This is a genomic window from Lentimicrobiaceae bacterium (assembly GCA_028697555.1).
GTDB lineage: Bacteria > Bacteroidota > Bacteroidia > Bacteroidales > UBA4417 > UBA4417.
Window position 1 is genome coordinate 1 of record JAQVEX010000020.1, and the last position, 24,399, is coordinate 24,399.

Annotated in this window: 23 protein-coding genes and 1 pseudogene; 6 read left to right on the plus strand and 18 right to left on the minus strand. The window is 36.3% G+C overall.

Going from position 1 to position 24,399, the window contains the following annotated elements:
* Nucleotides 1-238: 238 nt before the first annotated feature.
* The 3 genes and pseudogenes from rffA to PHP31_04390 all read right to left on the minus strand — a co-directional run bounded on the left by rffA (nucleotide 239) and on the right by PHP31_04390 (nucleotide 2,517).
* Nucleotides 239-1,381 carry a dTDP-4-amino-4,6-dideoxygalactose transaminase gene (gene rffA, locus PHP31_04380; GenBank protein MDD3738511.1) on the minus strand — a complete coding sequence of 381 codons (1,143 nt, stop codon included), beginning with the start codon at nucleotides 1,379-1,381 and terminating at the stop codon, nucleotides 239-241.
* A 231-nt stretch (nucleotides 1,382-1,612) separates the two neighbouring features.
* Nucleotides 1,613-1,984, minus strand: a pseudogene (gene trxA / locus PHP31_04385) (thioredoxin).
* Nucleotides 1,985-2,016: 32 nt separating this feature from the next.
* Nucleotides 2,017-2,517, minus strand: coding sequence for a thioredoxin domain-containing protein (locus PHP31_04390; GenBank protein ID MDD3738512.1), 501 nt, complete (start codon nucleotides 2,515-2,517; stop codon nucleotides 2,017-2,019).
* A gap of 290 nt (nucleotides 2,518-2,807) precedes the next feature.
* On the opposite strand from PHP31_04390, the gene PHP31_04395 reads away from it, so the two are divergent.
* The gene (locus tag PHP31_04395; GenBank protein ID MDD3738513.1) at nucleotides 2,808-3,239 is read left to right on the plus strand and encodes a transposase; all 432 of its coding nucleotides are present in this window, start codon (nucleotides 2,808-2,810) and stop codon (nucleotides 3,237-3,239) included.
* Nucleotides 3,240-3,359: 120 nt separating this feature from the next.
* On the opposite strand, the gene PHP31_04400 is transcribed toward PHP31_04395, so the two are convergent.
* The 14 genes from PHP31_04400 to PHP31_04465 all read right to left on the minus strand — a co-directional run bounded on the left by PHP31_04400 (nucleotide 3,360) and on the right by PHP31_04465 (nucleotide 16,423).
* A complete protein-coding gene (locus tag PHP31_04400) occupies nucleotides 3,360-3,809 on the minus strand; it encodes a hypothetical protein (protein ID MDD3738514.1) in 450 nt (149 codons plus the stop codon).
* 27 nt (nucleotides 3,810-3,836) lie between these two features.
* A complete protein-coding gene (locus tag PHP31_04405; protein ID MDD3738515.1) occupies nucleotides 3,837-4,388 on the minus strand; it encodes an RNA polymerase sigma factor in 552 nt (183 codons plus the stop codon).
* Nucleotides 4,389-4,470: 82 nt separating this feature from the next.
* Nucleotides 4,471-5,322, minus strand: coding sequence for a histidinol-phosphatase (locus tag PHP31_04410; protein MDD3738516.1), 852 nt, complete (start codon nucleotides 5,320-5,322; stop codon nucleotides 4,471-4,473).
* A gap of 3 nt (nucleotides 5,323-5,325) precedes the next feature.
* On the minus strand, nucleotides 5,326-7,227 hold the full coding sequence (locus PHP31_04415) for an amidophosphoribosyltransferase (protein ID MDD3738517.1): 1,902 nt from the start codon (nucleotides 7,225-7,227) through the stop codon (nucleotides 5,326-5,328).
* Between the two features lie 4 nt (nucleotides 7,228-7,231).
* Entirely contained in the window at nucleotides 7,232-8,413 is a 1,182-nt protein-coding gene (locus PHP31_04420) for a choice-of-anchor J domain-containing protein (GenBank protein MDD3738518.1), read from the minus strand.
* A 160-nt stretch (nucleotides 8,414-8,573) separates the two neighbouring features.
* Nucleotides 8,574-9,623, minus strand: coding sequence for a methylmalonyl Co-A mutase-associated GTPase MeaB (gene meaB / locus PHP31_04425; GenBank protein ID MDD3738519.1), 1,050 nt, complete (start codon nucleotides 9,621-9,623; stop codon nucleotides 8,574-8,576).
* Nucleotides 9,624-9,721: 98 nt separating this feature from the next.
* Complete coding sequence (rfbD, locus tag PHP31_04430) at nucleotides 9,722-10,579, minus strand: dTDP-4-dehydrorhamnose reductase (GenBank protein MDD3738520.1); 858 nt, start codon at nucleotides 10,577-10,579, stop codon at nucleotides 9,722-9,724.
* 210 nt (nucleotides 10,580-10,789) lie between these two features.
* Nucleotides 10,790-11,722, minus strand: a complete 933-nt coding sequence (locus tag PHP31_04435; GenBank protein ID MDD3738521.1) for an SDR family oxidoreductase — start codon at nucleotides 11,720-11,722, stop codon at nucleotides 10,790-10,792.
* A gap of 116 nt (nucleotides 11,723-11,838) precedes the next feature.
* Nucleotides 11,839-12,342, minus strand: a complete 504-nt coding sequence (gene rfaE2, locus PHP31_04440) for a D-glycero-beta-D-manno-heptose 1-phosphate adenylyltransferase (protein ID MDD3738522.1) — start codon at nucleotides 12,340-12,342, stop codon at nucleotides 11,839-11,841.
* On the minus strand, nucleotides 12,311-13,345 hold the full coding sequence (locus tag PHP31_04445) for a lysylphosphatidylglycerol synthase transmembrane domain-containing protein (protein MDD3738523.1): 1,035 nt from the start codon (nucleotides 13,343-13,345) through the stop codon (nucleotides 12,311-12,313). Before PHP31_04445 ends, rfaE2 begins: the two co-directional genes overlap by 32 nt.
* Nucleotides 13,346-13,693: an aspartate 1-decarboxylase gene (locus PHP31_04450; protein ID MDD3738524.1), complete on the minus strand. Its 348-nt coding sequence runs from the start codon at nucleotides 13,691-13,693 to the stop codon at nucleotides 13,346-13,348.
* A gap of 123 nt (nucleotides 13,694-13,816) precedes the next feature.
* A complete protein-coding gene (gene mazG / locus PHP31_04455) occupies nucleotides 13,817-14,590 on the minus strand; it encodes a nucleoside triphosphate pyrophosphohydrolase (protein MDD3738525.1) in 774 nt (257 codons plus the stop codon).
* A 4-nt stretch (nucleotides 14,591-14,594) separates the two neighbouring features.
* Nucleotides 14,595-15,239: a WbqC family protein gene (locus PHP31_04460; GenBank protein ID MDD3738526.1), complete on the minus strand. Its 645-nt coding sequence runs from the start codon at nucleotides 15,237-15,239 to the stop codon at nucleotides 14,595-14,597.
* Nucleotides 15,240-15,784: 545 nt separating this feature from the next.
* Nucleotides 15,785-16,423 (minus strand): hypothetical protein, encoded by a 639-nt coding sequence (locus PHP31_04465; protein ID MDD3738527.1) that lies wholly within the window; start codon nucleotides 16,421-16,423, stop codon nucleotides 15,785-15,787.
* A 262-nt stretch (nucleotides 16,424-16,685) separates the two neighbouring features.
* Between PHP31_04465 and PHP31_04470 the strand changes: the two genes are divergently transcribed.
* From PHP31_04470 to PHP31_04490, 5 genes are read left to right on the plus strand one after another with little or no spacing between them, the layout of a single operon-like run.
* Nucleotides 16,686-17,486 (plus strand): rhomboid family intramembrane serine protease, encoded by an 801-nt coding sequence (locus tag PHP31_04470; protein MDD3738528.1) that lies wholly within the window; start codon nucleotides 16,686-16,688, stop codon nucleotides 17,484-17,486.
* Nucleotides 17,483-19,960 (plus strand): primosomal protein N', encoded by a 2,478-nt coding sequence (priA, locus tag PHP31_04475; protein ID MDD3738529.1) that lies wholly within the window; start codon nucleotides 17,483-17,485, stop codon nucleotides 19,958-19,960. Before PHP31_04470 ends, priA begins: the two co-directional genes overlap by 4 nt.
* 46 nt (nucleotides 19,961-20,006) lie before the next feature.
* Nucleotides 20,007-20,963, plus strand: a complete 957-nt coding sequence (locus PHP31_04480) for a bile acid:sodium symporter family protein (GenBank protein MDD3738530.1) — start codon at nucleotides 20,007-20,009, stop codon at nucleotides 20,961-20,963.
* A complete protein-coding gene (locus PHP31_04485) occupies nucleotides 20,960-22,264 on the plus strand; it encodes a 1-acyl-sn-glycerol-3-phosphate acyltransferase (protein MDD3738531.1) in 1,305 nt (434 codons plus the stop codon). The genes PHP31_04480 and PHP31_04485 overlap by 4 nt, the downstream gene beginning before the upstream one ends.
* Nucleotides 22,261-23,556 (plus strand): BamA/TamA family outer membrane protein, encoded by a 1,296-nt coding sequence (locus PHP31_04490; protein ID MDD3738532.1) that lies wholly within the window; start codon nucleotides 22,261-22,263, stop codon nucleotides 23,554-23,556. Before PHP31_04485 ends, PHP31_04490 begins: the two co-directional genes overlap by 4 nt.
* A 157-nt stretch (nucleotides 23,557-23,713) precedes the next feature.
* Here PHP31_04490 and PHP31_04495 read toward each other — a convergent pair whose 3' ends face one another.
* Nucleotides 23,714-24,286, minus strand: a complete 573-nt coding sequence (locus PHP31_04495) for an acyltransferase (GenBank protein MDD3738533.1) — start codon at nucleotides 24,284-24,286, stop codon at nucleotides 23,714-23,716.
* Nucleotides 24,287-24,399 lie beyond the last annotated feature (113 nt).

Genomic DNA, 24,399 nt, shown 5'->3' on the forward strand with positions numbered 1-24,399 from the left:
CCTTTTTACGCAGAATATGTATAAAAGAAACGTTAAAAATTTCTGAATCCCTGTAAGAAATTTAGTTTCTTTTATACGGTTTTTATTGCCTAAAGGCAATAAAAAATTCCTTGTAAAAAGTGTCTTTTCTTTTGTTTCGTTTTCTTTGGACAAGCAAAGAAAATGAAAGAAACAAAATTGAAACCTAAAAGTTTATTAATTACAGAAAAAGCCTAATTGTGGTTGCTATTGCTACACGTTACTTGTTAATGTCGGAGAAAAAAGCATGTATGTTTTCTACAACATAATCGATTTCGTCGTACGTTAAAGAATAATACATTGGTAAACGCAGCAAGCAAGAAGTAAACATTTGGCTGTTTTTAAGTTGTGTAGCACTGGGATTTACAGCCTTATAATAAGGACTTTGGTGTAAACTTAAATAATGAAATAGCGCATATATATTTTTCGACTTCAAATAATCGGCTAATTTGGCACGTATTTCGTTGGAAGGCAGAATAATATAAAATATATGTCCGTTTTTTGTCGAAAATTCAGGAATATCGGGCAGTTTAAACGAATACTTGCTGGCAATATCAATTAAACTATCGTAGTAATAGTTGAATAATTTTATGCGTTTTTGCTGTATTCTGTCGATGATTTCCAATTGTCCGAACAAAAAAGCAGCTGTTAAATCCGAAGGTAGAAACGATGAGCCAACATCAATCCATTGATAACAAGGCACTTCCCCACGGTTAAATGATGCTCGGTTTGTTCCTTTTTCCCAAATTATTTCGGCACGCTCGTAAAACTTTTTGTTGTTTATAGCCAACATTCCGCCTTCGCCGGTTATAATAATTTTGGTTTCGTGAAACGAAAATGTAGCCATATCGCCGAATGTACCTAAGTATTTGTCCTTATACTTCGATTCTATTGCATGAGCGGCATCTTCTATTAAAATTAAATTGTGCTTTTTTGCTATAGCAACAATTTTGTCCATATTGCATGCAAAACCTGCGTAGTGAACGATAACCAACGCCTTTGTCTTATCGGTAATTAAGCTTTCGATTTTGTCAGAGTCAATGTTGGGATTGTTTGGCAAGCTGTCGGCAAAAACTATTTTTGCACCTCTAAGAGCGAAGGCATTGGCTGTTGAAACGTAAGTGTATGAAGGAACAATTACCTCATCGCCCGATTTAATATCGGCAAGAATTGCAGACATTTCCAATGCGGCTGTACAGGAATTTGTAAGCAGTACTTTTCCAAAACCGTAGCGGTCTTCAAAGTATTTTTGGCATCTTTGGGTGTATTCGCCATTGCCTGACAAATGCCCTTTTGAAATGACCTTGGCTATATGTATTGCCTCGTTGCCACTAACGTATGGCTTGTTAAACGGAATATGCATTGCTTTGTTATATTTTGCAAAGGTAAGCTAAATTATTAAAATTAAATGGTTTGATTAGTTTTTTAGCCTTTGGCTGTTGGCTTTTGGCTGTTGGCTAAGTTTAGCTAATAGCCCCGAAGTTTCGGGGCTAAAGGCTAAGAGCCAAAATTAACAACAAAAAAACCGCTTCATTAAAAAACGAAACGGTTTCAGAAACTATAAAAAATAAAAGTATATGATATGTATTAAGTATTATTTTTCGGGATTAAGCAATACCTTATCAATAGCTTCGACAAGTTGTGGCTTTGGTAAAGCTCCCATTGCCATTTGGGGATGTCCTTCGGCTGGACAAAACAACAAAGATGGAATACTTCTAATTCCAAAAGCTGCCGCTAGCTCCTGCTCTACTTCGGTATTTACTTTATAAATGTTGATTTTTCCTTCGTATTCTTTGGAAAGTTCTTCCAAAACAGGTGCTATCATTTTGCAAGGACCACACCAATCGGCGTAAAAATCAATTAAACAAGGTAATTTGCCTTCAAATTTCCATTCTTCGTTTTGTTCGTAATTAAAAACTTTTTCCAAAAAAGTTTGTTTAGTTAAATGTTCCATAGTATCGTTAGTGTTATTAGTATTATTAGTATTTTAGTATTATATTAGTTGTTATTTAGTAGAAAATCTTTTACAATAGCTTCAAATTGTTCTTTGGGTAATGCTCCCTGCGACATTTGCGGATTGCCTTGCATTGGGCAGTACAAAACGCTTGGAAGATTTCGTATTCCTAAACTTCCTGCAAGTTCGCGTTGTACGTCGGTATCAACTTTGTAAATGACAATTTGACCTTTGTAAGTTTCGGCAAGTTCTTCCATAATTGGTGCTATCATTTTGCAAGGACGACACCAATCGGCGTAGAAATCGATGATACAAGGCTTGTCGCCTTTATAAACCCACTCGTTGCCGTTTGTAGTGTAGTCGAATACTTTATCTATGAACATTTGTTTGTCCATATTAATCACTTTTCCTTCAACTGCAACAGCTTGGCTTTTGGGGGTTTCCTGTTGTTCAGGTTCTTTGCTCGGACTTTGCGAATTGCCGCAACTTGCTATACCAAGCATTAAAATTACAAGGGTTGTTATTATTAATCTGTTCTGTTTCATACGTTATTTATTTTGATTTGAATATATGTTAACTTGCTGTTGGCTTTTAGCTCTTAGCCGTTGCCTGTTAGTTATTGGCTGTCAGTTTAGCTAAGGGCTAATGGCTACTTACCTAATATACTCTATATTCCGACTCATAGTTTGGTTGTTCCATATAGTTATTAGATTTCGTTAATTATTTTTATTGTCATTTATTGGTTTGCAAAATTAATATTATTTACAAATGTAGCACAAAAATATCACCATTTTTTTGTACTTTTGCTAAATATTAAAATTCTTTAACAATTATCATGCTAAAAAACATCAAAAAAAATAATAACACAAGTGTCAACTTCAGCGACTTATTTGAAGACGTTACTATCGACAATTTTGATGATATTTACAAAACTGATTTGGATTGCAAACGCACTTTGGCTGATATAAAATGGAAGGACGGATTTGTGTGCAGGCATTGCGGTCATACGAATTTTTGTTCCGGCTCCGATGACTATTCAAGACGATGCACTCGCTGCAAGCGACAGGAATCGGCTACTGCACATACGGTTTTTCATTCGTGTAAAATTAATTTGCCCGAAGCTTTTAAAATTGCTTTTATGGTTTGCTGCGACCCGAATATTTCAGCTAAACATATCTCGGATTTGCTTGATAAAAGGCACATGACTTGCCTGAATTTTAAAAAAAAGGTTTTGGATTGTAAGCAGGGGGTTGTTAATGATGATTAGTTATTGGCTGTTAGCCGTTGGCTGGTGTTGTTGCGAGTTATCCCGAAGTTTCGGGACGGGGTGCGAGTTATCCCGAAACACGATACACGAACCACGCAACACGCAACCCGGAACACGCACCTATTTGATACTATGTATAAACTGCCTTACTTTTTCGGGGAAAAGCAAAACCGACGATAGTGACAAAATTAAAACCGCATAGAAAAACTGAAGTTCGAAAGAGAATTTTTTTACAATTACCAAAAACGGATATATAATATTGTAAAAGATGTTGTAGGCATAATTGCTTAGAGTAGTCAATAGTTTGTTGGCAAGGTATAAAATGCTTTGTAAATCTACTCTTACGAATACAAATGTTAACACTATAACGGCAATAGCAAAGACAATAGCAGCAGATAGAAGTAACTTTTTGGCTAACAATAAATTATGCCGTGGACTGTAATTGTACGCCGGCAGTTTGTTTATGCTGTCCATAATATTGTTGTTAAGCCTATTGCCGACTTTTTCAATATCTACCAATTTCGCAATTTTGCGAAAATCACTATATGTATTTTTGTCTGTTTTTTTCATTGTCTTCATTTTATCCAACACTTAAAATTATTCGGTTGTCATTAATTGATATAATTTTTTCCTCATGCGATGCAACTTAACTTTAACGTTAGCTTCCGAAAGATCGGTGATTTTTGCAATATCGGCAATGCTTATATCATCGTTATAGAACAGCGTAATAATAACCTGTTCGTCTTCGGGCAATTGCTTTACAGCCCAATTCAACTTTTCTGCAGTTTGCTCGTTTTCATCAATTTCCATCAGTTCGGTTTCTTCGTAAAGCGAGTTGTCTTTAATCTCAGAATTGTCGTCGTACAAATTCCTATACACCTTACTGTTACTGTGATTAATAGCCATGTTATATACAATTCGGTACAACCAAGTACTAAATTTCGATTTCTTTTTAAAAGTATGCAGAACATTGTAAGCTTTAATAAACGCTTCCTGAACTATTTCCTCGGCTTCGGTTTCGTTTTTTACAATTTTTAAAGCTACACTGTACGACATACTGCTATGCCTCTCGACTAAATACCTATAATCGTTGCGGTTTCCGCTCAAAACGCTGTCGATGTAGTAATAATCGCTGTGCTGTTGTGGCATATTTTGTTTATATATTCTGTTTGACAACACTTAGCATAAAAGGTTACAAAAAAATCGAATTTTTTGTCAGACTAACGGCAAATTATCTATCTATGAATTGTATCTCTCTGAGATTCCATTTGTTCCCGTCGAAGTGGGCAAGCTCCTTTATTCCGAATTGTTTCAACAATTTTTCGGCATAATCGAAACCCAAAACAAGCTCTTCGGGCAGATGTGCATCGGAGCTTACAATCATTGGGATATTCATTTCGTGTAGTGTTTTAATTATTTCGGGACTTGGAAATGTTGTGTCCGAACGCTTTTGGTACAAACCTCTTGTGTTTATTTCGACAATTAAGTTTTTTTGTTTTATCAGTTCTATGGTTTCGGCTACAAGATGTTTGTACCATTTTTCGTCTTCCGAAAAAAATCTGTTTCGGTTGTGCATTTTTATCTTGTCGAAATGAGCAATTATTTCAAACTCTTGATTTTCAATCATTTCATTGGTTTGATAATAAAATGTTCTGACGGCTTTTTTGATATCGTTATCAAACAAATCTTTCAAACCTTGATCGTAAACTTTATAGTCGGGACCGTCGGTAAACCATAATTCGCCATTACTCGCTTTTACCATGTGCACACCTCCTATAAGGAAATCAGTACACATTTCGTTTTTATTAAAACTGAAATCTCTGGAAATGCCAGGAATATAATCAACTTCCATACTCATATAAAGATTTATTTGGTCTTTATACTTGTCTTTCAATTGATTATAGGTTTCTAAATATTCTTCCTTATTTTCTAGTTTAAACGAAAAAATTGTTTCAAAAGGTAGTGGCGAGTGGTCGGAAAAAGCAATTGAGTTGAGTTTAAGCTCAATTGCTTTTTCAAGCATTTCTTGCATTGTGCCTTTGCCGTCGGAGTATAAAGTATGTGTGTGATAACTTGCAATCATTGTTTAATAAGCCCTTTCGTTTTTTCCTTCAATAAAATTTATAAATGATTTGTTTACAACTTTATTACCTCCGGGTGTTGGATAATTTCCTGTAAAATACCAGTCGCCTAAGTTGTTTGGCGTTGCTTTGTGAAGATTTTCAACACTTTGATACACAACCGATATTTTAGCCTTGCAATCTGATGGAGTTATCATTTGAGCAATTTTATCGGAAATTTGTTCTTCGGTAAACAAGTCGTAAAGGTCTTTCACGTAGTTTACTATTTGCTCTTTTGGAGCAAATTCTTGTTCCTTACATTTTTTGTAAACAATGTTTATGATGTTTTCTTGCTTGGTTTCTTTAATAAGTTCAATGCATGCTTTAAAAGCTATGAAATCGGTAATAACAGCCATATCAATGCCGTAGCAATCGGGGTATCTGACTTGCGGTGCCGAGCTTGCAATAACTATATGTTTCGGACCAAGTCGGTCTAATATCCTGATAATACTGTTTTTGAGTGTTGTACCTCTAACAATGGAATCATCGACGACCACCAAATTGTCTTTGTGCGTATTAATAATTCCGTAAGTAACATCGTAAACGTGTGCAACCAAGTCGTTGCGCTGCGATTCCTGAGCTATAAAAGTGCGTAACTTGATATCTTTAACAGCAACTTTTTCGGAACGGATTTTTTTTGCCAAAATTTGCTTAACCTTTTCGGGAGAAATCTCGTCTTTAAGGTTCACGATTTGGTCAACTTTAATATCGTCGTAAATATTAAAAAGTTCTTCTCTCATTCCGTAAAAAGCCGAAGCAGCTGTGTTGGGAATGTAGCTAAATACGGTGTTTTCAATATCGTAATTAACTTTTTCCAAGACTTTTTTAGCAAGCAGTTTCCCTAATTTTTTTCTTTCCAAATAAATGTCTTTATCCGTACCACGACTAAAATAAATACGTTCGAAAGAGCAAGCCAATCTTTTTTGCGGTTCTATAAAAGGTACTGTAAAATGCTCACCGTTACGCTTGATGATGAGAGCAGTTCCGGGCTCTATTTCCTTTATCTTATCGACATGAACGTTGAAAGTGGTTTGAATTGCGGGTCGTTCCGAAGTGGCGACAACAACTTCGTTATCGGCGTACCAATACGCAGGTCTTATTCCGTTTGGGTCTCTCATAACAAAGGCATCGCCGTGTCCTATAATTCCGGCAATAGCGTAACCGCCGTCCCAATGTTGTGCCGAGCGCGTTAACAACTGCCGTATATCCATGTTTTGTGCTATATGTTCGGTTGCTTCTTTTTTAGAATACCCCTTCTCTTTTAGTTCGCGGTATTGTCTTTCGTTTTCTTCGTCTAAAAAATGACCGATTTTTTCTAAAATTGTAACCGTATCGGAAGTAGCTATCGGATATTGTCCTAATTCAACCAACTGATTAAAAAGCTCGTCAACATTGGTTAGGTTGAAATTTCCGGCGAGAGCCAAATTTCGTGTTTTCCAATTATTAGACCTAATTACCGGATGTATGTTTTCTAAATTATTTTTGCCAAAAGTGCCATAACGTAAGTGTCCGAGATATAGTTCGGCGAAAAACGGAACATTTTCTTTCAGATAGCCAACATCTCTCAAACGACTCGGATTGTTCTTTTGTAAGTCCTGAAAAGGGCTATATATCTGCTTAAAAACATCGTTTATAGGCGAACTGCTGTTAGATTTAACACAATCGATGTAACGGCTGCCTTGCTTTTGGTTGAATTTGATAGACGCAACACCGGCTCCGTCTTGTCCGCGATTGTGTTGCTTTTCGATTAGCAAGTGAAGTTTGTTTATGGCGTAAGTATTGGTTCCGTAATTAGAGTAGTAATATTCTAACGGTTGTAACAGACGAATAAGGGCAATTCCGCATTCGTGTTTTATTTGGTCGCTCATTTTACTATTTGATGTGGTTTGATTTTATAACAATTTTGCTTCCTATAAGTTGATTTCGGTTGTACAAGCTAACAATGTACGTTCCTTGCGTTAACAAGCTAAGGTCGATAGTTTCGATAGTATTTGTTACAGGTTTTTCGTAAACAAGTCTTCCCGATTGTGAGTGTATTTTAATGTTGTTGTACGCTTCTGAACTTTTTATTCTGATATTATTTACAAAAGGATTCGGATATACGCTTATGTTTACATTTCGCCCGCTTACGGGTTTATAAAAAGGTTGACCCTCGTTGTTGTACAAGCACTGATACGAGAACATACTATCCGAAACTGTCCATGTTCTGTTTGGTTTTCCGTGAGGGAACTCGACTGTGCTATCGTTCCACGAGCCGTTAATTCTGAATTTGAATTCCAACACATCATTTAGTTTAAATCCTGATATTGTTATTGAATATATCGACGAATCGTTGCCGTTTCCAGCGTTAAGAATATGTCGGGAACCGTCCCAAGCATTAAAGTTTCCAACAATATCAACAAAATCGGTTTTGGTATCGAAAGCGTCCGAAAGAATGTAATTTTTCATATCAACCAAAAAATTGAGAGAAATAAATTGCGTTATGTTTTCGACTACCGAAATATTATCAACAGCCACAATACCTCCACCTTTGGAGTGCAATCTAAATCCAATATATACGGTTTGATTGGCGTATTCATTTAAAGGTAATTCGTAATTATTAACGCCTGCGTTATTGCTGTTTGTAATAATCGTTGTAAGCGGCTGATTGAAAAGACAACCGGCAATTGTGGGTTCGGTGTTGGAAATTCTGATTTCGATTGTATCGGAAGTGTTGCTTGTAACAGACAAAAAATCGAAGAATAAAGTGCTTGCATCGCCCAATCTGATTGGCGGACTTATAAGCCAGTCGTCGGCTTGTCTGCTCGGATTGTAGTTAGAAGTAGCTATGGCTGCGTTGCCTAAGTTGTTGCCTACATTTCTAACTATCCACGCACTGTCTTTCAAGGCTTTGTAATTTGTATCAGCAGGTACGGCTCTGTCGATGTTTTCTAATTTAAAACCACTGATTTTTGATTTGGTTTCAAAATTTTCGGAAAATAAAGTAGTAGTCTGCGACATTAATTGGTAAGAACTAAATACGCAAAGTATAATAAACAAAAAATACTTATTCATGTTGCCAGATATTTTTAGTCATCTTAATAAAGTACAAAAGTACAATTTTGATTTTAGTTTTGGGTAATATTTATTTTAATTATGCATTTTTACAAAAATATAATATTCGATAATTTGGTTTATCGAAGGAACTTTCGCTGCGCGTAATTGAGTTGTAAATTTATTTTTTAAAGTAAATATCCAATACTTGTTGAGCTGCAATGTAAGGACTAAGTTCGCCTTTAAGAAGTTGAGTTTCGGTTTCTTTAATTTTATTTTTAACCGATTCAATGTTGTAAAAATGGTCGAACAGGCTGTTGTTTATAACATCTATCATTGTCTGCTTGGCTTGTTCGGCTCTTTTTTGGTAGAAGTATTTATTTTTCTTTGTAAACTCAACGTAATCGTTTATCATTTCAAATGCTTCGGGAATTCCCTTTTTGGTAATGGCTGAACAGGGTAAGCATTGTGGCTGCCATCCCGAAAATGTTGGCGGGAAATAATGCAAAGCATTTTTTATTTCGACTACTGCGATGTTAACCTTGTTGATATTGTCGCCATCGGCTTTGTTTATCAGTACTGCATCAGCCATTTCCATAACACCTCTTTTTATTCCTTGCAGTTCGTCGCCTGCACCGCTTATAAGCACAAGCAAAAAGAAGTCAACCATAGAATGGACGGTTATTTCGTTTTGTCCAACGCCAACGGTTTCTACAAAAATATAATTATATCCGGCTGCTTCGCATAAAATAATTGTCTCGCGTGTTTTGCGTGCAACACCGCCTAACGAACCGGCAGAAGGAGACGGACGTATAAAAGCGTTTTTATCTGTCGATAATTCTTCCATACGTGTTTTGTCGCCTAAAATACTTCCTTTTGAGCGAGTGCTACTTGGGTCTATTGCCAAAACGGCGACTTTGTTTCCTAAAGATGTAACATGTTTGCCGAAAGCTTCAATAAAAGTACTCTTGCCCGCTCCGGGAACGCCTGTAACACCTATCCTTACGGAACTACCGGAATGTGGCAAACAAAGACTTATCAGCTCTTGAGCCAATTTGTGATGTTCAAGTTTGGAACTTTCAACTAAAGTAATGGCTCGACTTAGTACAGTTCTATCGCCATTTATTATTCCCTGATAATAATCGTTGACGGTAAGAGCTCCTGCTGCGTTTTTTAAATGCTTTTTTACAGCAGTATCGTTTATGGATGGCGGTTTATCAACGGCTTCCATAACATTTAATGCCGACTTGTTTTCTATATTATCTTTTTGTTTCACGTTTCAAAATTAGATAATAAAACTAACTAAACAACCCTACAGGAAAATATTTATCAAAACTTTTTTAAACAATTTTCCAAACTTACTGACCAATAGGGGATTTCTATGTTAAAAAACTGTTTTATTTTCGATTTGTCCAATACCGAGTAAAAAGGGCGCTGAGCCGGACGGGGAAACTCGACAGAAAGAACAGGAATAAGATTTGTTTTTTTATTTCTTAAGCGGTAGATATTGGCGGTAAAGTCGTACCACGAAGCAACGCCTTCGTTTGAATAATGAAATATTTGAGTATCAATTATTTTTTCTTTTTGTTTGATAATTTCAGCTATTGCCGAAGCCAAATCGTAGGCGTAGGTTGGAGTTCCTATTTGGTCGAAGACGACTTTTACAATGTCGGTTTTCTCCGACAGATTGAGCATAGTTTTAACAAAATTATTTCCGTAAGATGAATACAACCACGACGTACGAATAATAACGGCTTGCTTTGCAAGAGATAATACGTTTTTTTCTCCTTCAAGTTTGGTTTTGCCGTAAACCGTATTAGGATTGCAAGTGTCGGTCTCGCAAAGCGGTTTGTAGTGATTGCCACTAAAAACATAGTCGGTGGAAATGTGAATTAGCTTAGCATTTACATTGTTTGCCGCCAAAGCGAGATACTTAGGCGCTTCTGCGTTAAGCAAACGAGCATTTTCAGCATCGGTTTCGCATTTATCGACATTGGTATATGCGGCACAATTTATAATAATGTTTGGCTTTTGTCTTTCAACAAATTCGTTAACCGATTTTGGGTCGGTAATATCTAGCTCTTCAACATCGGTGAAAACTAAATCGTACAATTTATCCGACAAAACATCTTTCAGTTCGCTACCAAGTTGTCCGTTTGCTCCGGTAATTAATATAATGTCTTTCATAATTTAGTGATTGGTGGTTGGTGGTTAGTGATGAGTGATGAGTGATGAGTGATGCGACATTTTCGGTGTCTGTGGTGGCTGAGCCCGTCGAAGCCCGAAGACCCGAAAATGGAGAGTAGTTTAAACTGCGGCACTTCGACAGGCTCAGTGACCGCAGAATTATCCCGCAACATCCCGAAACTTCGGGACAACACGCAACCCAATTCTAATCTACACATAATTTTTAAAATATTCAATGGTTTTAATAAGTCCTTCTTCTAGTTGAACTTTTGGTTCCCAATTTAATAATTTTTTAGCTAAAGAAATATCGGGTTTTCGTTGCAAAGGATCGTCTTCGGGTAGTTCTTTATAACATAATTTTGAAGACGAACCTGTTAGTTCGATGATTTTTTCGGCAAGTTCCAAAATTGTAAACTCACTTGGATTCCCAATATTAACAGGTCCTGTAACATCGTCGGGAGTGTTCATAAGTCTTATTAAACCTTCAACTAAATCGTCGATGTACTGAAAACTGCGCGTTTGTTGTCCGTCGCCGAAAATTGTAATATCTTTATTCTGAAGAGCTTGCATCACAAAATTGGAAACAACTCTTCCGTCGTTGGGATGCATTTTTGGTCCGTAAGTGTTAAATATTCTGGCAATTTTTATTCGCGTATCATTTTGTCGATTATAGCTGACAAATAGTGTTTCGGCGACTCTCTTACCTTCGTCGTAACAAGCTCTTTTTCCTATGGGATTAACATTACCCCAATAGCTTTCTTCTTGCGGATGTTGCGCAGGATCGCCGTAAACTTCGCTTGTTGAGCCTTGCAGCACCTTGGCATTGATACGTTTTGCCAATCCTAACATGTTGATAGCTCCCATTACCGATGTTTTAACGGTTTTGATAGGATTATGCTGGTAGTGAATAGGCGACGCAGGACACGCAAGATTGTATATTTCGTCAACTTCAATAAAAAATGGCATGGTAACATCGCGTCGTACAAGTTCGAAATACGGATTTTTAAGAAGATGCACTATGTTTTGTTTTTGTCCGGTAAAATAATTATCCAGACAAATAACTTCATTGCCTTCATTTAAGAGTCTTTCGCATAAATGCGACCCGACAAATCCGGCTCCTCCGGTTACTAGTATTTTTTTCATAATTATATCATTTTGTGGTTGGTATATAGTGATTGGTGATTGGTGGTCGGTGAATGGTGCGGGTTATCCCGAAACACGAAACACGAAACACAACTTTACCATATTCTTTTCATTTATTAAATTTTATTCATTTTATTTACTATTGATGTTGTAGAATATCCTTCTACCAATGGTATGGTTTTTACCACGCCGCCGTTGTTCACAACTGTGTCGTAACCTACAATTTCTTCGGGTTTGTAGTCGTTGCCTTTAACCAAAATGTCAGGAATAATAAGGTCAATCAGCTTTATAGGCGTTTCTTCATCGAAAAGTATAACCAAATCGACAAAAAATAGCGAAGCCAATACTTTAGCTCTTGAAACCTCATCTTGCAAAGGTCGATTAGGTCCTTTAATTTTTCTTACGGAAGCATCGGTATTAAGACCTACAACTAAGAAACCGCCAATATCCTTGGCTTTGCATAGGTATTCAACATGCCCGCGATGCACAATATCGAAACAGCCATTTGTAAATATTATCTTTTCGTTGCGACTTCTCGCCTGCGATATTACATCTTGTACACGCTGATAATCGCTATAATGCCATATCTTATCTATTATTTGCGTTAAGTTGTCTTTCATGCTTTTTATTAATTATAGGAAGTAAAACAATTGCGAAAATTCCTACTACCAATATTGCCAAATTCTGACTAATCCATATAAGCCAACCCATTGCGTAGCCTTGTGTTGCGGCAACTCCGTAAATATACAAAACCTCCGAAACAATAACAGGATATATTCCTATTCCGCCTGGAACTAATATTATTCCAATTGTTCCGAATGTTAGTGTTGCCAATCCGGTAACAAGTGTTAGGTGCGAACACGAAGGCAGACTAAAGAACACTATGTATGCCATAAAAAAGTACAAGCTCCATATTGCAAACGTCAAGAATATAAACGACCAAATGCGTTTAATTTTAAGCAAGGAAATAATACCTTCGGCAAAGCCTTTCAGCAACTTGACAACTTTATGGTAAAATCTGTGGTTTTTTATTTTGTTTTTAAACAAAAACCAAATAATGACTGCGATAACAACAGTAGCAATGGCTACAATAAATATTAGTTGAAAAAAACCTATACTCAAATTTATTTTTTCGGTAAGCGGTTGGTAAAATCTTTCTTGCATGTAATCGGAGAGCAATTTACCCTGAAGAACGAAAGTAAGCAAGAATACGAATAAAAACATAAACACATCGACAGTCCTTTCGGTAATAACTGTTCCGAAAGATTTGGTGAAAGGAATTTTTTCGTATTTGGTCAGAATCGTACATCTGATAATTTCTCCCAACCTTGGGAATGCAAGGTTTGCAAAGTATCCTAAAAAAACTGCCGAAATGATATTTAAGTTTTTAGGTTTGTACCCCATAGGTTTTAGCAGCATTTTCCAGCGTAAGGCACGCAGCACGTGAGATAAAACACCTAACACCACAGCAGCACCCAACCAAAGATAGTTTGCATTTTTCATAGATAGAAGAATTTCTTGTTTTTCGCCTGAATTTAGGCGTCTGACAAAAAGCCATATAAACAAAAATCCTATTCCTAGGAAAAAGACTAACTTGGCAATATCTTTAAAAGTTGCTTTCAATTATACAATTTTATTTTTGTTGTCAGTGTGGACTATGGCAGGTTTATAATTCTTTGCTTTTTCAAAATTAACAGACGCATACGAAACGATTATCACCAAATCACCGACGTGTCCTTTTCTGGCTGCTGCACCGTTAAGAGAAATTATTCCCGAACCTCTTTCGCCTTTTATTACATAGGTTTCAATACGTTCGCCGTTGTTTATATTTAATACCTGAACTTTTTCAAATTCTATTAGATTAGCTGCGTCCATCAGATCCTCATCTATCGTTACACTGCCAACGTAGTTTAAATCGGCTTGCGTAATGGTAGCCCTATGAATTTTGGATTTTAATATTTCTATATTCATTTTCTATAAAAAATATTTTAATCTTGCAAAAGTATAAAAATATATGAAACTTGTTGTTTTTACCTAATTTATAAACTGAAACACAAAACTTTAACACTCTCTAATCCTACTGTTTTCAAGATACTACTTGTTAAGTTTAATTTTGGCTTTATCCCAGTATTCATTTAACTCGTCAAGGTTCATATCGTTTAAGTTTTTATTGTCGGCAGAAACTAATTTTTCTACTTCTTGAAATCTGCTTATAAATTTTTTGTTAGATTTTTCTAGAGCCGTTTCGGGATTAACATTAATAAATCTGGCGTAATTGATAAGTGCGAACAAAAGGTCACCAAATTCCTCTTCCGTACTGTTTGCATTATTGTTTTCAATTTCGGCAAACAATTCGTTTTTTTCTTCAAGGACTTTTTGCCATACTTGTTCTTTGTTATCCCAATCGAAGCCAATGCCTCTCGCTTTGTCTTGTATTCGATATGCTTTAACCATTGCCGGCAACGACTTTGGCACACCTTCCAAAACCGATTTTCTTCCTTCACGCATTTTTATTTTTTCCCAGTTGTTTTTAACATCGTCGGCATTGGCTACACTAACATCACCAAAAATGTGTGGATGTCGCCTGATAAGTTTTTCATTTATTCCGTTTATTACATCGGTAATATCGAAAGCGTTATTTTCGCTTCCTATTTTTGCATAAAACACTATATGCAAAAGCAAATCGCCAAGTTCTTTGGCTATCTCCTTGTCATCTTCTTCAATAATGGCATCGGCAAGCTCGTAGGTTTCTTCAATGGTCAGATGGCGCAGCGAAGCATTGGTTTGTTCCTTGTCCCAAGGGCATTTCGAGCGCAGCTCGTCCATTATATCTAAAAGCTTTTTAAAAGATGTTAGGCGTTCGTCCATTTTATTATTTTTTTTTGATATTCTTTGTTAACGATTGTAGGTAAAAGTAAGAATCTAATCCTAGATTGAAAAACAAATCCATAATGCTCAGGTTAGGAATAAACTCCATTTTGTCGTCGAAAACCTGACAATAAGAATTGTATTCTGAAATTTCGTTTCTATTTTCCCACAAATGTACGATTTCTGTTTTATTCAAATCTTGCAATAAATCGGCACTTACAAACTGTGTTGTGTAGTCTATGTTTTGTTTTATCTGCAACCACTTGAAAAACATTTGCAACAAATCGTAATTTAGGTCAATCAAGTATTTGTATTTATTGTTCAGGCACAGCGAAATATCATCTTTAAAATATTCGTAATAAACGGATTTGTTGTAAGCTGTATCAATGCTACGCAGATGTTGCCTTATCCAGTTTTGAGAATAATCTATAGTTATATCTTTTGTAATAGTGTGATTGCCGCTCGTTTTATTTATTGGCACAATTAGTTTTTGCTTACCTTGCGAAGACGCAATAACACAGTGATTCCTGATTGTTTGCTTGCTGTATGTCTCAAAAATTTCTATTTCAAAACTATCGTACGACAAAATATAAACCCACCATTCTATTGGCGGAAAGTAAGCCGTAGGCATTATAATTTTTGTTCGCATTGCGTGTTTCTGAATTTAGAACTACAAAGGTATAAAAAAGTGGTGAATGGTGAATAGTGGTGGGTGATGGGTGATGGGTCGGAGTGGAAACGGATATTATCCCCATTTTTGTTAATGTTTGTTAAATCCTCGTCGGGTAGTGGAGGATTTTTAAAATTTTGTACTACATTTGTAATTAAATCCAAATCAAGATACTCCACGTCAGCGAGATTGGTTCGCTGTTGGTTTATTACGGTTTGGATTTTTTCTTTATCAAACAGCAAAGACTTACCCTGTGATAACTTTGATAATATGTTCGTCTCTCAGCTTTTCTAATTGCTGAATATACTTTTCGCGACTAATTAATTTACTCGTATACTACTGTTTTTTCAATTAATTAAACTTTGCTTTATCAAAACTTTCAAAAATCAAAAGTTTTGATAAAGATACGGTTTTTTACAAAATAACATTGTTTAATTAGCTTTTGGCAGTTAGCCTTTGGTTAGTTCTGAGTTAGGAGTTCCAAGTCGGGAGTTACATAACTCGGAACTCGAAACTCCATCATATCAAAAGGAGATATTGTCTGTATTGACGATAATAATCAGAGCATCGTCTTGCATATCGTACTTTTTCAAGTATTTTTTTAATTTCTTGAAAATTATTTTCGAATAATAATTAGACCAAATATTCCAGTATATCACAAAAGTGTATTTCTTGTTACTGTTTTCAAATAACAATTGTTCGTTCGATGGGACGTCCCAAAGTACCAGTTCGTCTGAAAATTTTAAATCGTAGTTGTTAGGGAATTGTGGAAAAAATTTGAAGTCTTTTTTAGAAAGTATATTTACAATTTTCATTTCCCCGTAACATTGGCAATAGCCATTTACGAAATTGCCAACTGAATCGTAAATGCGGAGTTGTATCGGCGATTGTTCTAATTTTCTCTCATATTTCCATACATCTAAATGATGGGGTGTTAGAGAAAATGTATCTCTTTTGTGTTTTGGCAAAATAAAAGAATAATCGTAAAACAAGAAATCTTCTTCTTTCAAATAATTGTAAATTTCATCTTCGTTTTTTTGAATCGGTTCTGTTGTTCCCATATAACGAACAAAACTGGCAACAGTGCACGACTCAAAAATAAAAGCACAAACAATTATGCATATCCATTTATTCAGATTTAAAAAAGTATTTTTTGTTTGCATTTCGTTTCCAAAACTTTGAATCACAAATGTACAAAAAAATGGCTATTGGCTGATTATTAGATTTAATTGCCGTGCCTTTAAAGACACGGCAATTGATAAAGACACACCAACCACTCCCTAATTCTTGGGACAAACAACCACCGACCACTAATCACCAAACACCATTCACCAATCACCAATCACCAAATTAACTATTAACAAAAAAATTGTACTTTTACCTGCTAATGAGTTTTTTTGAAATTTACCTTAATCGAAAATATTCTTGGAAAATAACGTATCTGAAACAAGCGTAGAAAAAAGAAAATTGTTATCGTCGGCATTGGTTCCGCTGCTGATTACGGCTCTTTTATGGCTTATAAAGATATTTGAAGTCTCGACAGGTATTTCCTTATCCAGGTACGGAATATTGCCACAAACATTTAGGGGCTTAATAGGCATAATTACTGCACCGCTACTGCATGTTGATTTTGCTCATTTGTCGGCTAATTCTATTCCTTTTTTATTTTTATCGTGGATGCTGTTTTATTTTTATCCTAAAAAAGCAGTAACAATATTATCGCTATGCTGGGTAATAACCGGATTTTGGGTTTGGGCTTTTGCAAAAGAAGGCATACACATAGGTGCATCGGGTGTGATATACGCTTTGGCAGGATTTCATTTTGTAGGCGGCATACTGCGTCGAGACCCTAAGCATATGGCTATTGCCTTGGTCGTGGTTTTCTTGTACGGCGGACTTGTTTGGGGAATTATACCCGATTTTGCGATTAAAAAAAATATCTCGTGGGAATCGCACCTTTTAGGACTGATTGCCGGAATTGTTTTAGCTTTTGCATACAAAAAAGAAGGAGTGCAAGCCGAGCCGTACAATTGGGACGATGACGAAGAAGTTGACTTCGATTGGCAAGATCACTCAAAAGATGAAGCCAATAGCGATTCCAACAAAGAAAATCCTGATAATTACAATGAGAATAACAAATCCGAAAACAATACAGACCCGCAAAAAAAGTTGACAATCAACTACAAATACGTAAATAAATCTTCAAAAACCGATAAAAACATATGAGAACTACTCTTTTTGTAAATGTTATTATTCCATTACCTGTAGAAGGCGTTTTTACCTACAGAGTGCCTTTCGAATGGAATGATAAGGTTGAAGTTGGAAAAAGAGTAATTGTGCAATTCGGAAGAAAAAAATTGTACACAGCTCTCATAGAAGAAGTGATTGAAACTCCACCTAAGCAACAAGCTAAATACATTTTAGACATTATCGACGAAGTGCCAGTTGTAAACGATTTGCAGCTTAAGCTTTGGAAATGGATTTCGGAATACTACATGTGTACAATTGGCGAAACCATGAATGTGGCTTTGCCTTCGGGATTGAAATTAGCCAGCGAGACTAAAATTTATCTCAACACCGAAGTAAATTTCGATAAATCTATCCTGAACGAAAGAGAATTTGCCTTACTTAATTCGCTCAAAACTTACGGTTCGCTTACTATAAACGAAGCTATCAAGATAACCGAACAGCAAAAAATAATTCCTTTGCTAAATACTTTGGTGGAAAAAGGTTTTATCCAGACGGAAGAACTCATTAAAGAACGTTTTCAGCCAAAAACCGTAACCATTATCGAAATAACTAAAAAATATAATTCGGAAGAAAATCTGAAATCGCTTTTTGATAAGTTGGAGAAGAAAGCTCCCAAGCAGTTGGCGTTGCTCATGGCTTATTTGCAATTGTCTAAATTTTTCTCCGAAAATCCACTTCCTGTAGAAAAAACCGAACTCTTAAAAACGGCTTCTTCAACAAACGCAGCTCTCAATGCCTTGATTAAAAAGGAAGTTTTTACTGAAGATACTGTCGTTGTTGATAGACTAAAGCCTTTTGAAAAAGACAAGTATTCAAGACTGCCAAAGCTTAGTGACGAGCAAGAAACTGCATTCTCCGAAATAAAAAAATATTTTGCCGAAAATAAGCCTGTTCTGCTACACGGAGTTACATCCAGCGGCAAAACCGAACTGTATATCAGACTTATAAACGAAACAATTGCTGCCGGAAAACAAGTCCTGTACCTTTTGCCTGAAATAGCACTTACAACCCAAATGGTAAACCGCGTAAAACGGCACTTTGGCGACATGATGGGTGTTTATCATTCAAAGTACAACGAAAACGAACGCGTTGAACTTTGGAGCAAAGTAAAAAATCATAACAACGACGAAAATATAAAACTTGTATTAGGTGCAAGGTCGGCTATGTTTTTGCCGTACAATAACTTAGGACTTATTATTGTTGACGAAGAACACGATACTTCGTACAAACAATACGACCCGGCTCCCAGATACAACGCCAGAGACACGGCTATATATATGGCTATGTTGCACAAAGCCGATGTTTTGTTGGGTTCGGCTACTCCAAGCATTGAGAGTTATTACAACACTCAGATAAACAAGTTTGGATTGGTTGAACTTAAAAACAGATACGGTGGAGTTAAACCGCCTAATATTGAAGTAGTTGACCTTAAAAAAGCTCATAAAAACCGAAGCATAAAATCTGTTTTTAGTCAGGAATTGATTAACGAAATACAAAAAACCTTAGACAATGGCTATCAGGTCATACTTTTCCAAAACCGACGCGGATTCTCCTTGCATATACATTGTCAAACCTGCGGTTGGATACCGTATTGCCTTCACTGCGATGTAAGTTTAGTTTATCATAAAAAAGATAATAAAATGCGATGCCACTATTGCGGTTACGGCGTTCCTGTCCCCGACCGCTGTCCCGAATGCGGCAACACGGCTATTATTATGAAAGGATACGGAACCGAAAAAGTTGAAGAAGATATTAAACAAATTTTCCCCGATGTGCCCACGCTAAGAATGGATTTGGACAGCACGCGACAAAAAATGGCTCATCAAAAAATAATACAATCGTTTGAAAGTGGAAAAACCAAAATACTAATTGGAACTCAAATGGTTACAAAAGGTTTTGATTTTGGCAAGGTAATGTTAGTTGCAATATTAAACGCCGATAACCTGCTGTCGTACCCCGATTTTAGAGCATTTGAAAGGGGTTACCAAATGATGGTTCAAATCGCCGGCAGAGCCGGCAGAAGAGATGTTGAAGGAAAAGTTATTATTCAAACTTACAATCCTTCGCACAATATTATCAATATGGTTAAAAACAACGATTATCACGGTTTCTACGATGCTATAATCAGCGAAAGACAAGAATACTTTTATCCACCTTTTGTAAAAATAATTTCAATATCGGTAAGGCATTCAAACCAAATGGTAACCGACAACGCAGCAAAAGAATTGACAATAATGCTGAAAAAAGTTTTTGCCAATAGGGTACTTGGTCCTGAATATCCTAACGTTTCGAAAATCCGAAATTTTTATATAAAAAATATCATCATAAAATTAGAAAAAACCATACCATTAAGTAAATCAAAACAAGCGATTTTTGACGCCGTGGGCAGAATGCAAAAACTCTCGGGTTTCACAGGCGTTAGAGTTATAATAGACGTTGATCCTATGTAAGTTATAAACTTTACTTACCTTTGTTTTTTATTTAAAATATAAATTTATGTACGAACAATTACTAAACCTAGATTCCATTACAATAAACTTTTCTAAAGCCGGACAAGATGCGATAAACATTGTATTGGCGTTTGTTATGTTCGGTGTTGCTTTGGGTATAAAGACTTCAGTTTTTAAAGATTTGCTCAAAAAGCCTAAGCCTGTAGTAATAGGATTAATTTGCCAGTGGTTTTTGTTACCGGCACTTACTTATGTTCTTGTTGTAATACTAAACGACTACATAACCCCTATGGTAGCAATGGGAATGATATTGGTAGCAGCATGTCCTGGTGGAAATATATCGAATTTTATGTCTCAGTTATCGAAGGCTAACACCGAACTATCAATAACTCTAACGGCGTTTAGCACAACATTTGCTCCTATTATGACTCCGTTTAATTTCGCTTTTTGGGGTGGGTTGTACGTCAAGTACCTGAACAAACAAGCTCAGTCGGCATTGCAAATATTGGAAATCAACTTTTTGGATATGTTCTATATAGTATTCATTCTGCTCGGAATACCATTAATTGTCGGACTGCTGACCTCAAAATACTTCCCAAAATTTGCCAACAAGCTCAAAAAACCCATGCAATATTTTTCAATTGCATTTTTTATACTAATGGTAGTACTCGCCTTCGGTAATAATTTATCTCTCATTATAAAATACATTTGGTATGTGTTTTTTATTGTCCTTGTACACAACGCCAGTGCTTTTTTGGTAGGCTATGGCACTGCCTCAGCGTTTAGGCTTTCTGAGAAAAACCGCCGAACAATTACAATCGAAACCGGAATACAAAACTCGGGTTTAGGCTTGGTATTACTGTTCAACCCAAAAATATTTCCACCCGACCTGATGAATGGCGGCATGCTCTTTATTACTGCGTGGTGGGGAATATGGCATATAATTGCCGGACTAACGGTAGCCGCAATTTTCTTACGCAAAAAAAATGTTGAAGCTGCATGAGTAAAATCCGCAACATATACGACAATACCGTAGGTTACAAAATAGCTCGTTTTCTTGTAGATTACAAGGTTAAAAATGTATACAAAAGAATAATTGTCGTAGGATTGGATAAAATACCCGAAAAAGGTTCCGTAATTCTTGCCTCCAATCACTGTAATTCACTTATGGATGCTCTTAATGTGCTTGCTCTCAACAAGGAACCTAAGGTTTTTATTGCTCGCGGAGATGTATTTATAAACAAAACCGTAAATAAATTTTTACGCTTTGCTAAAATTTTACCTATTTTCCGCATACGCGACGGTATAAAAAGCGTAACCAAATCGGAAGAAACTATAAAAGTTGCCGCAAACGTACTCGCAGCTGGCAAAAAAGTTCATATTTTTCCGGAAGGAGCTCACAGAAGCAAACGCAACCTTTTGCCGATAGGAAAAGGTATAATCCGCATTGCTCTTACTGCTAACGATTTAGCAGAAAACAACGATGTATACATATTGCCTATTGGTCTTGAATACAGCGACTATTTCAGATATAACACTTCGTTGCTTATACAAGTAGGAGATATTATTAATGTTACAAAATATGTAAACGAAAATGCCGACAAATTACAATATGAAGTAAACACAGGACTTAGAGAAGTAATACGAAGCAAAATTGCCGATAAAATTATTTACATCGATGAAACTGAAGACTACGAAGCCGTTTGGGAAATTGCTAAACTCCTATCCGGGAACATACCCGAACGTAAAACACTAAAACGATTCAATAAAAACAAGGAAATTATAAGCGATATCTCAAATCTTAAACAAGATAATCCCGAAACTGCTGATAGAATTTTCAGACAAGCCGACAAACTACTTGCCGAAAGGATTAAAGCAAAAATAAGTATCAAATCAATAGCTCGTCCTAAAACAAAATTGGCTATACTTTTCAACTTCCTGTTATTTATAATAGGCTTACCAATATTTTTAATATCGGCTATATCTTATCCAAACATTCCAATTTCTGAAAAATTTATCACATCTAAAATAAAAGACAAAACCTTTTGGAATACGGCTCGTTTCGCTAATTCGCTTGTTCTTAACTCAATTTTGTTTATGGTTTGGACTGCACTGTTTTTTATTTTCTTTAAATGGTATTTAGCCGTTGTTTTAATGCTGTTTAATTTTGCTTTGCCGAAATTTTATCACACATATTTCGAATTTTCTCGATTGCTATTCTCTGATATTAGATGTGTTCTGAATAAGCAATTAATCGATAATTACAATAACCTTAGAACCTTAGTAATAAATCACACAAAATGAAAAAGTTAACTCTGCTACTTATTGGCTTTCTGCTAATATCAACAATAACCATAGGCGATAATTACAAACAATTATCGGCAAATAATAATCCCGATTCTGTGACTAACAACAAAAAGGAAATAATTAAAAAGGGGTTATCGTTAGGTCCTTTGCCTGTAGTGGCATTCGACCAAGATAAAGGTTTCCAGTACGGAGCTTTGCTCAACATTTATAATTTTGGCGACGGCTCGTGGTATCCCAACCCAAAATCGCAGTGGTACTTTGAAGCATCGGCGTATACCAAAGGTTCGTACAAATTTGAAATCATATACGACAACAAAGCTCTGATAAAAAACACTCGTATGTGCATAGCAGGTAGGTTTTCGAATGAAAAGGCTTTGGATTTTTACGGATTTAACGGCTATCAATCTTTTTACGACAAGGATTTGCCGACGGCTTTCTATAGACACGGCAGAGCTGTTGCTACTTTTAAAGCCGATTTTATTGGAAAAATAACTCCAAACTTTTCGTGGAAAGCTGGTTATAATTTTAGCTATTTTAAAACAAAACGCTTCGAAAGCGAAAACCTTACAGAGCCATCACTATACGATATTTACATCTCAAACAATATAATAGATAAAGACGATGCCGACGGCGGAATTTCTTCAAGCCTGCGTTTCGGACTAATGTACGACACCAGAGACGTTGAAGCTAGCCCTACAAAAGGAATATGGTCTGAAGCACACGCTATTGCAGCTCCAAAATTTTTGGGTTCTTCCAAAAACTACTTTAAATTTAATTTCATCTTTCATCAGTATGTACCCATAGCTACCGATAAATTGGTTTTTGCATACCGTCTCAACTATCAGGGATTTATCGGCAATGCTCCTTTCTACGTTCTACCTTTTCATTCAATTGTAGGTCCTTTTAGCGACTACGACGGCATTGGCGGATACCGAACAACAAGAGGATTGATGAGAAACAGAGTACAATCGCTGCAATTTGGATTTTTTAACACGGAATTAAGGTGGCGCTTTGTCGATTTCAGACTGTTTAATCAGAACATAGCACTCAATTTAAGTGGATTTCTTGATGGAGCCAGAAGTTTTAAACATATTAACCTCTCAGCTTTAGAAACAACTTATCCGCACTTGCTTTCGGATAACTCCGAAAAATTCCACCTAGCAGCAGGTGCAGGCTTTAGAATTATTATGAACCGAAATTTTATAGTCGCCTTTGAATACGGCAAAGCATTCAACTCGCAAGATAATAGTAAAGGAGCGATTTATATTAATTCGGGGTTTTTATTCTAGCTGTTGGCTGTTAGCCGTTGGCAGAGTTTAGCTAATAGTCCCAAAGTTTCGGGACTAATGGCTAATGGCTGTGAAACCACGCACCACGCACCACGCACCACGCACCACGCACCACGCACCACGCACCACGCACCAGCCAACGGCTAATGGCTAACAGCTAATGGCTAAGTCGCACATTGTTCCCAACAAGCTCGTACTTTTCCTTCGTTTCAGGACAAACAGCAATGCCGTCTTTGTCGAAAGTCAGTTTATGACCGTTTTTGCTGACCCAGCCAATATGTCTCGCCGGATTTCCTACGACTAACGAAAATGGTTTCACCGACTTGGTAACAACGGCACCGGCTCCTATAAAAGCGTATTCGCCAATCTCAATACCGCAAACTATGGTTGCATTAGCTCCTATGGTCGCTCCCTTGCGTACAAAAGTACTTTTATATTCGTTTTTTCTATTTACACTGCTTCGCGGATTTATAACATTGGTAAAAACCATAGAAGGTCCAAGGAAAACATCGTCTTCGCAAATCACTCCGGTATAAACCGAAACATTGTTCTGAACCTTTACATTATTGCCTAAAACCACCTGCGGAGATATAACAACATTCTGACCAATATTGCAATTATTGCCAATTACGCAATTGCTCATTATGTGCGAAAAATGCCATATTTTCGTACCCGAACCTATCTGACAGTTTTCGTCTATTACTGCTGTTTCGTGCGAAAAATAATCCATCGTTTTAAGTTTAAAAAGCAAATTTACAATTTTTCTGACTTTATTTCCAATTTTGCAAATATGCATTTAAAAATTTTATAAGCCTATAATATTTGATAACATTATCATCTATG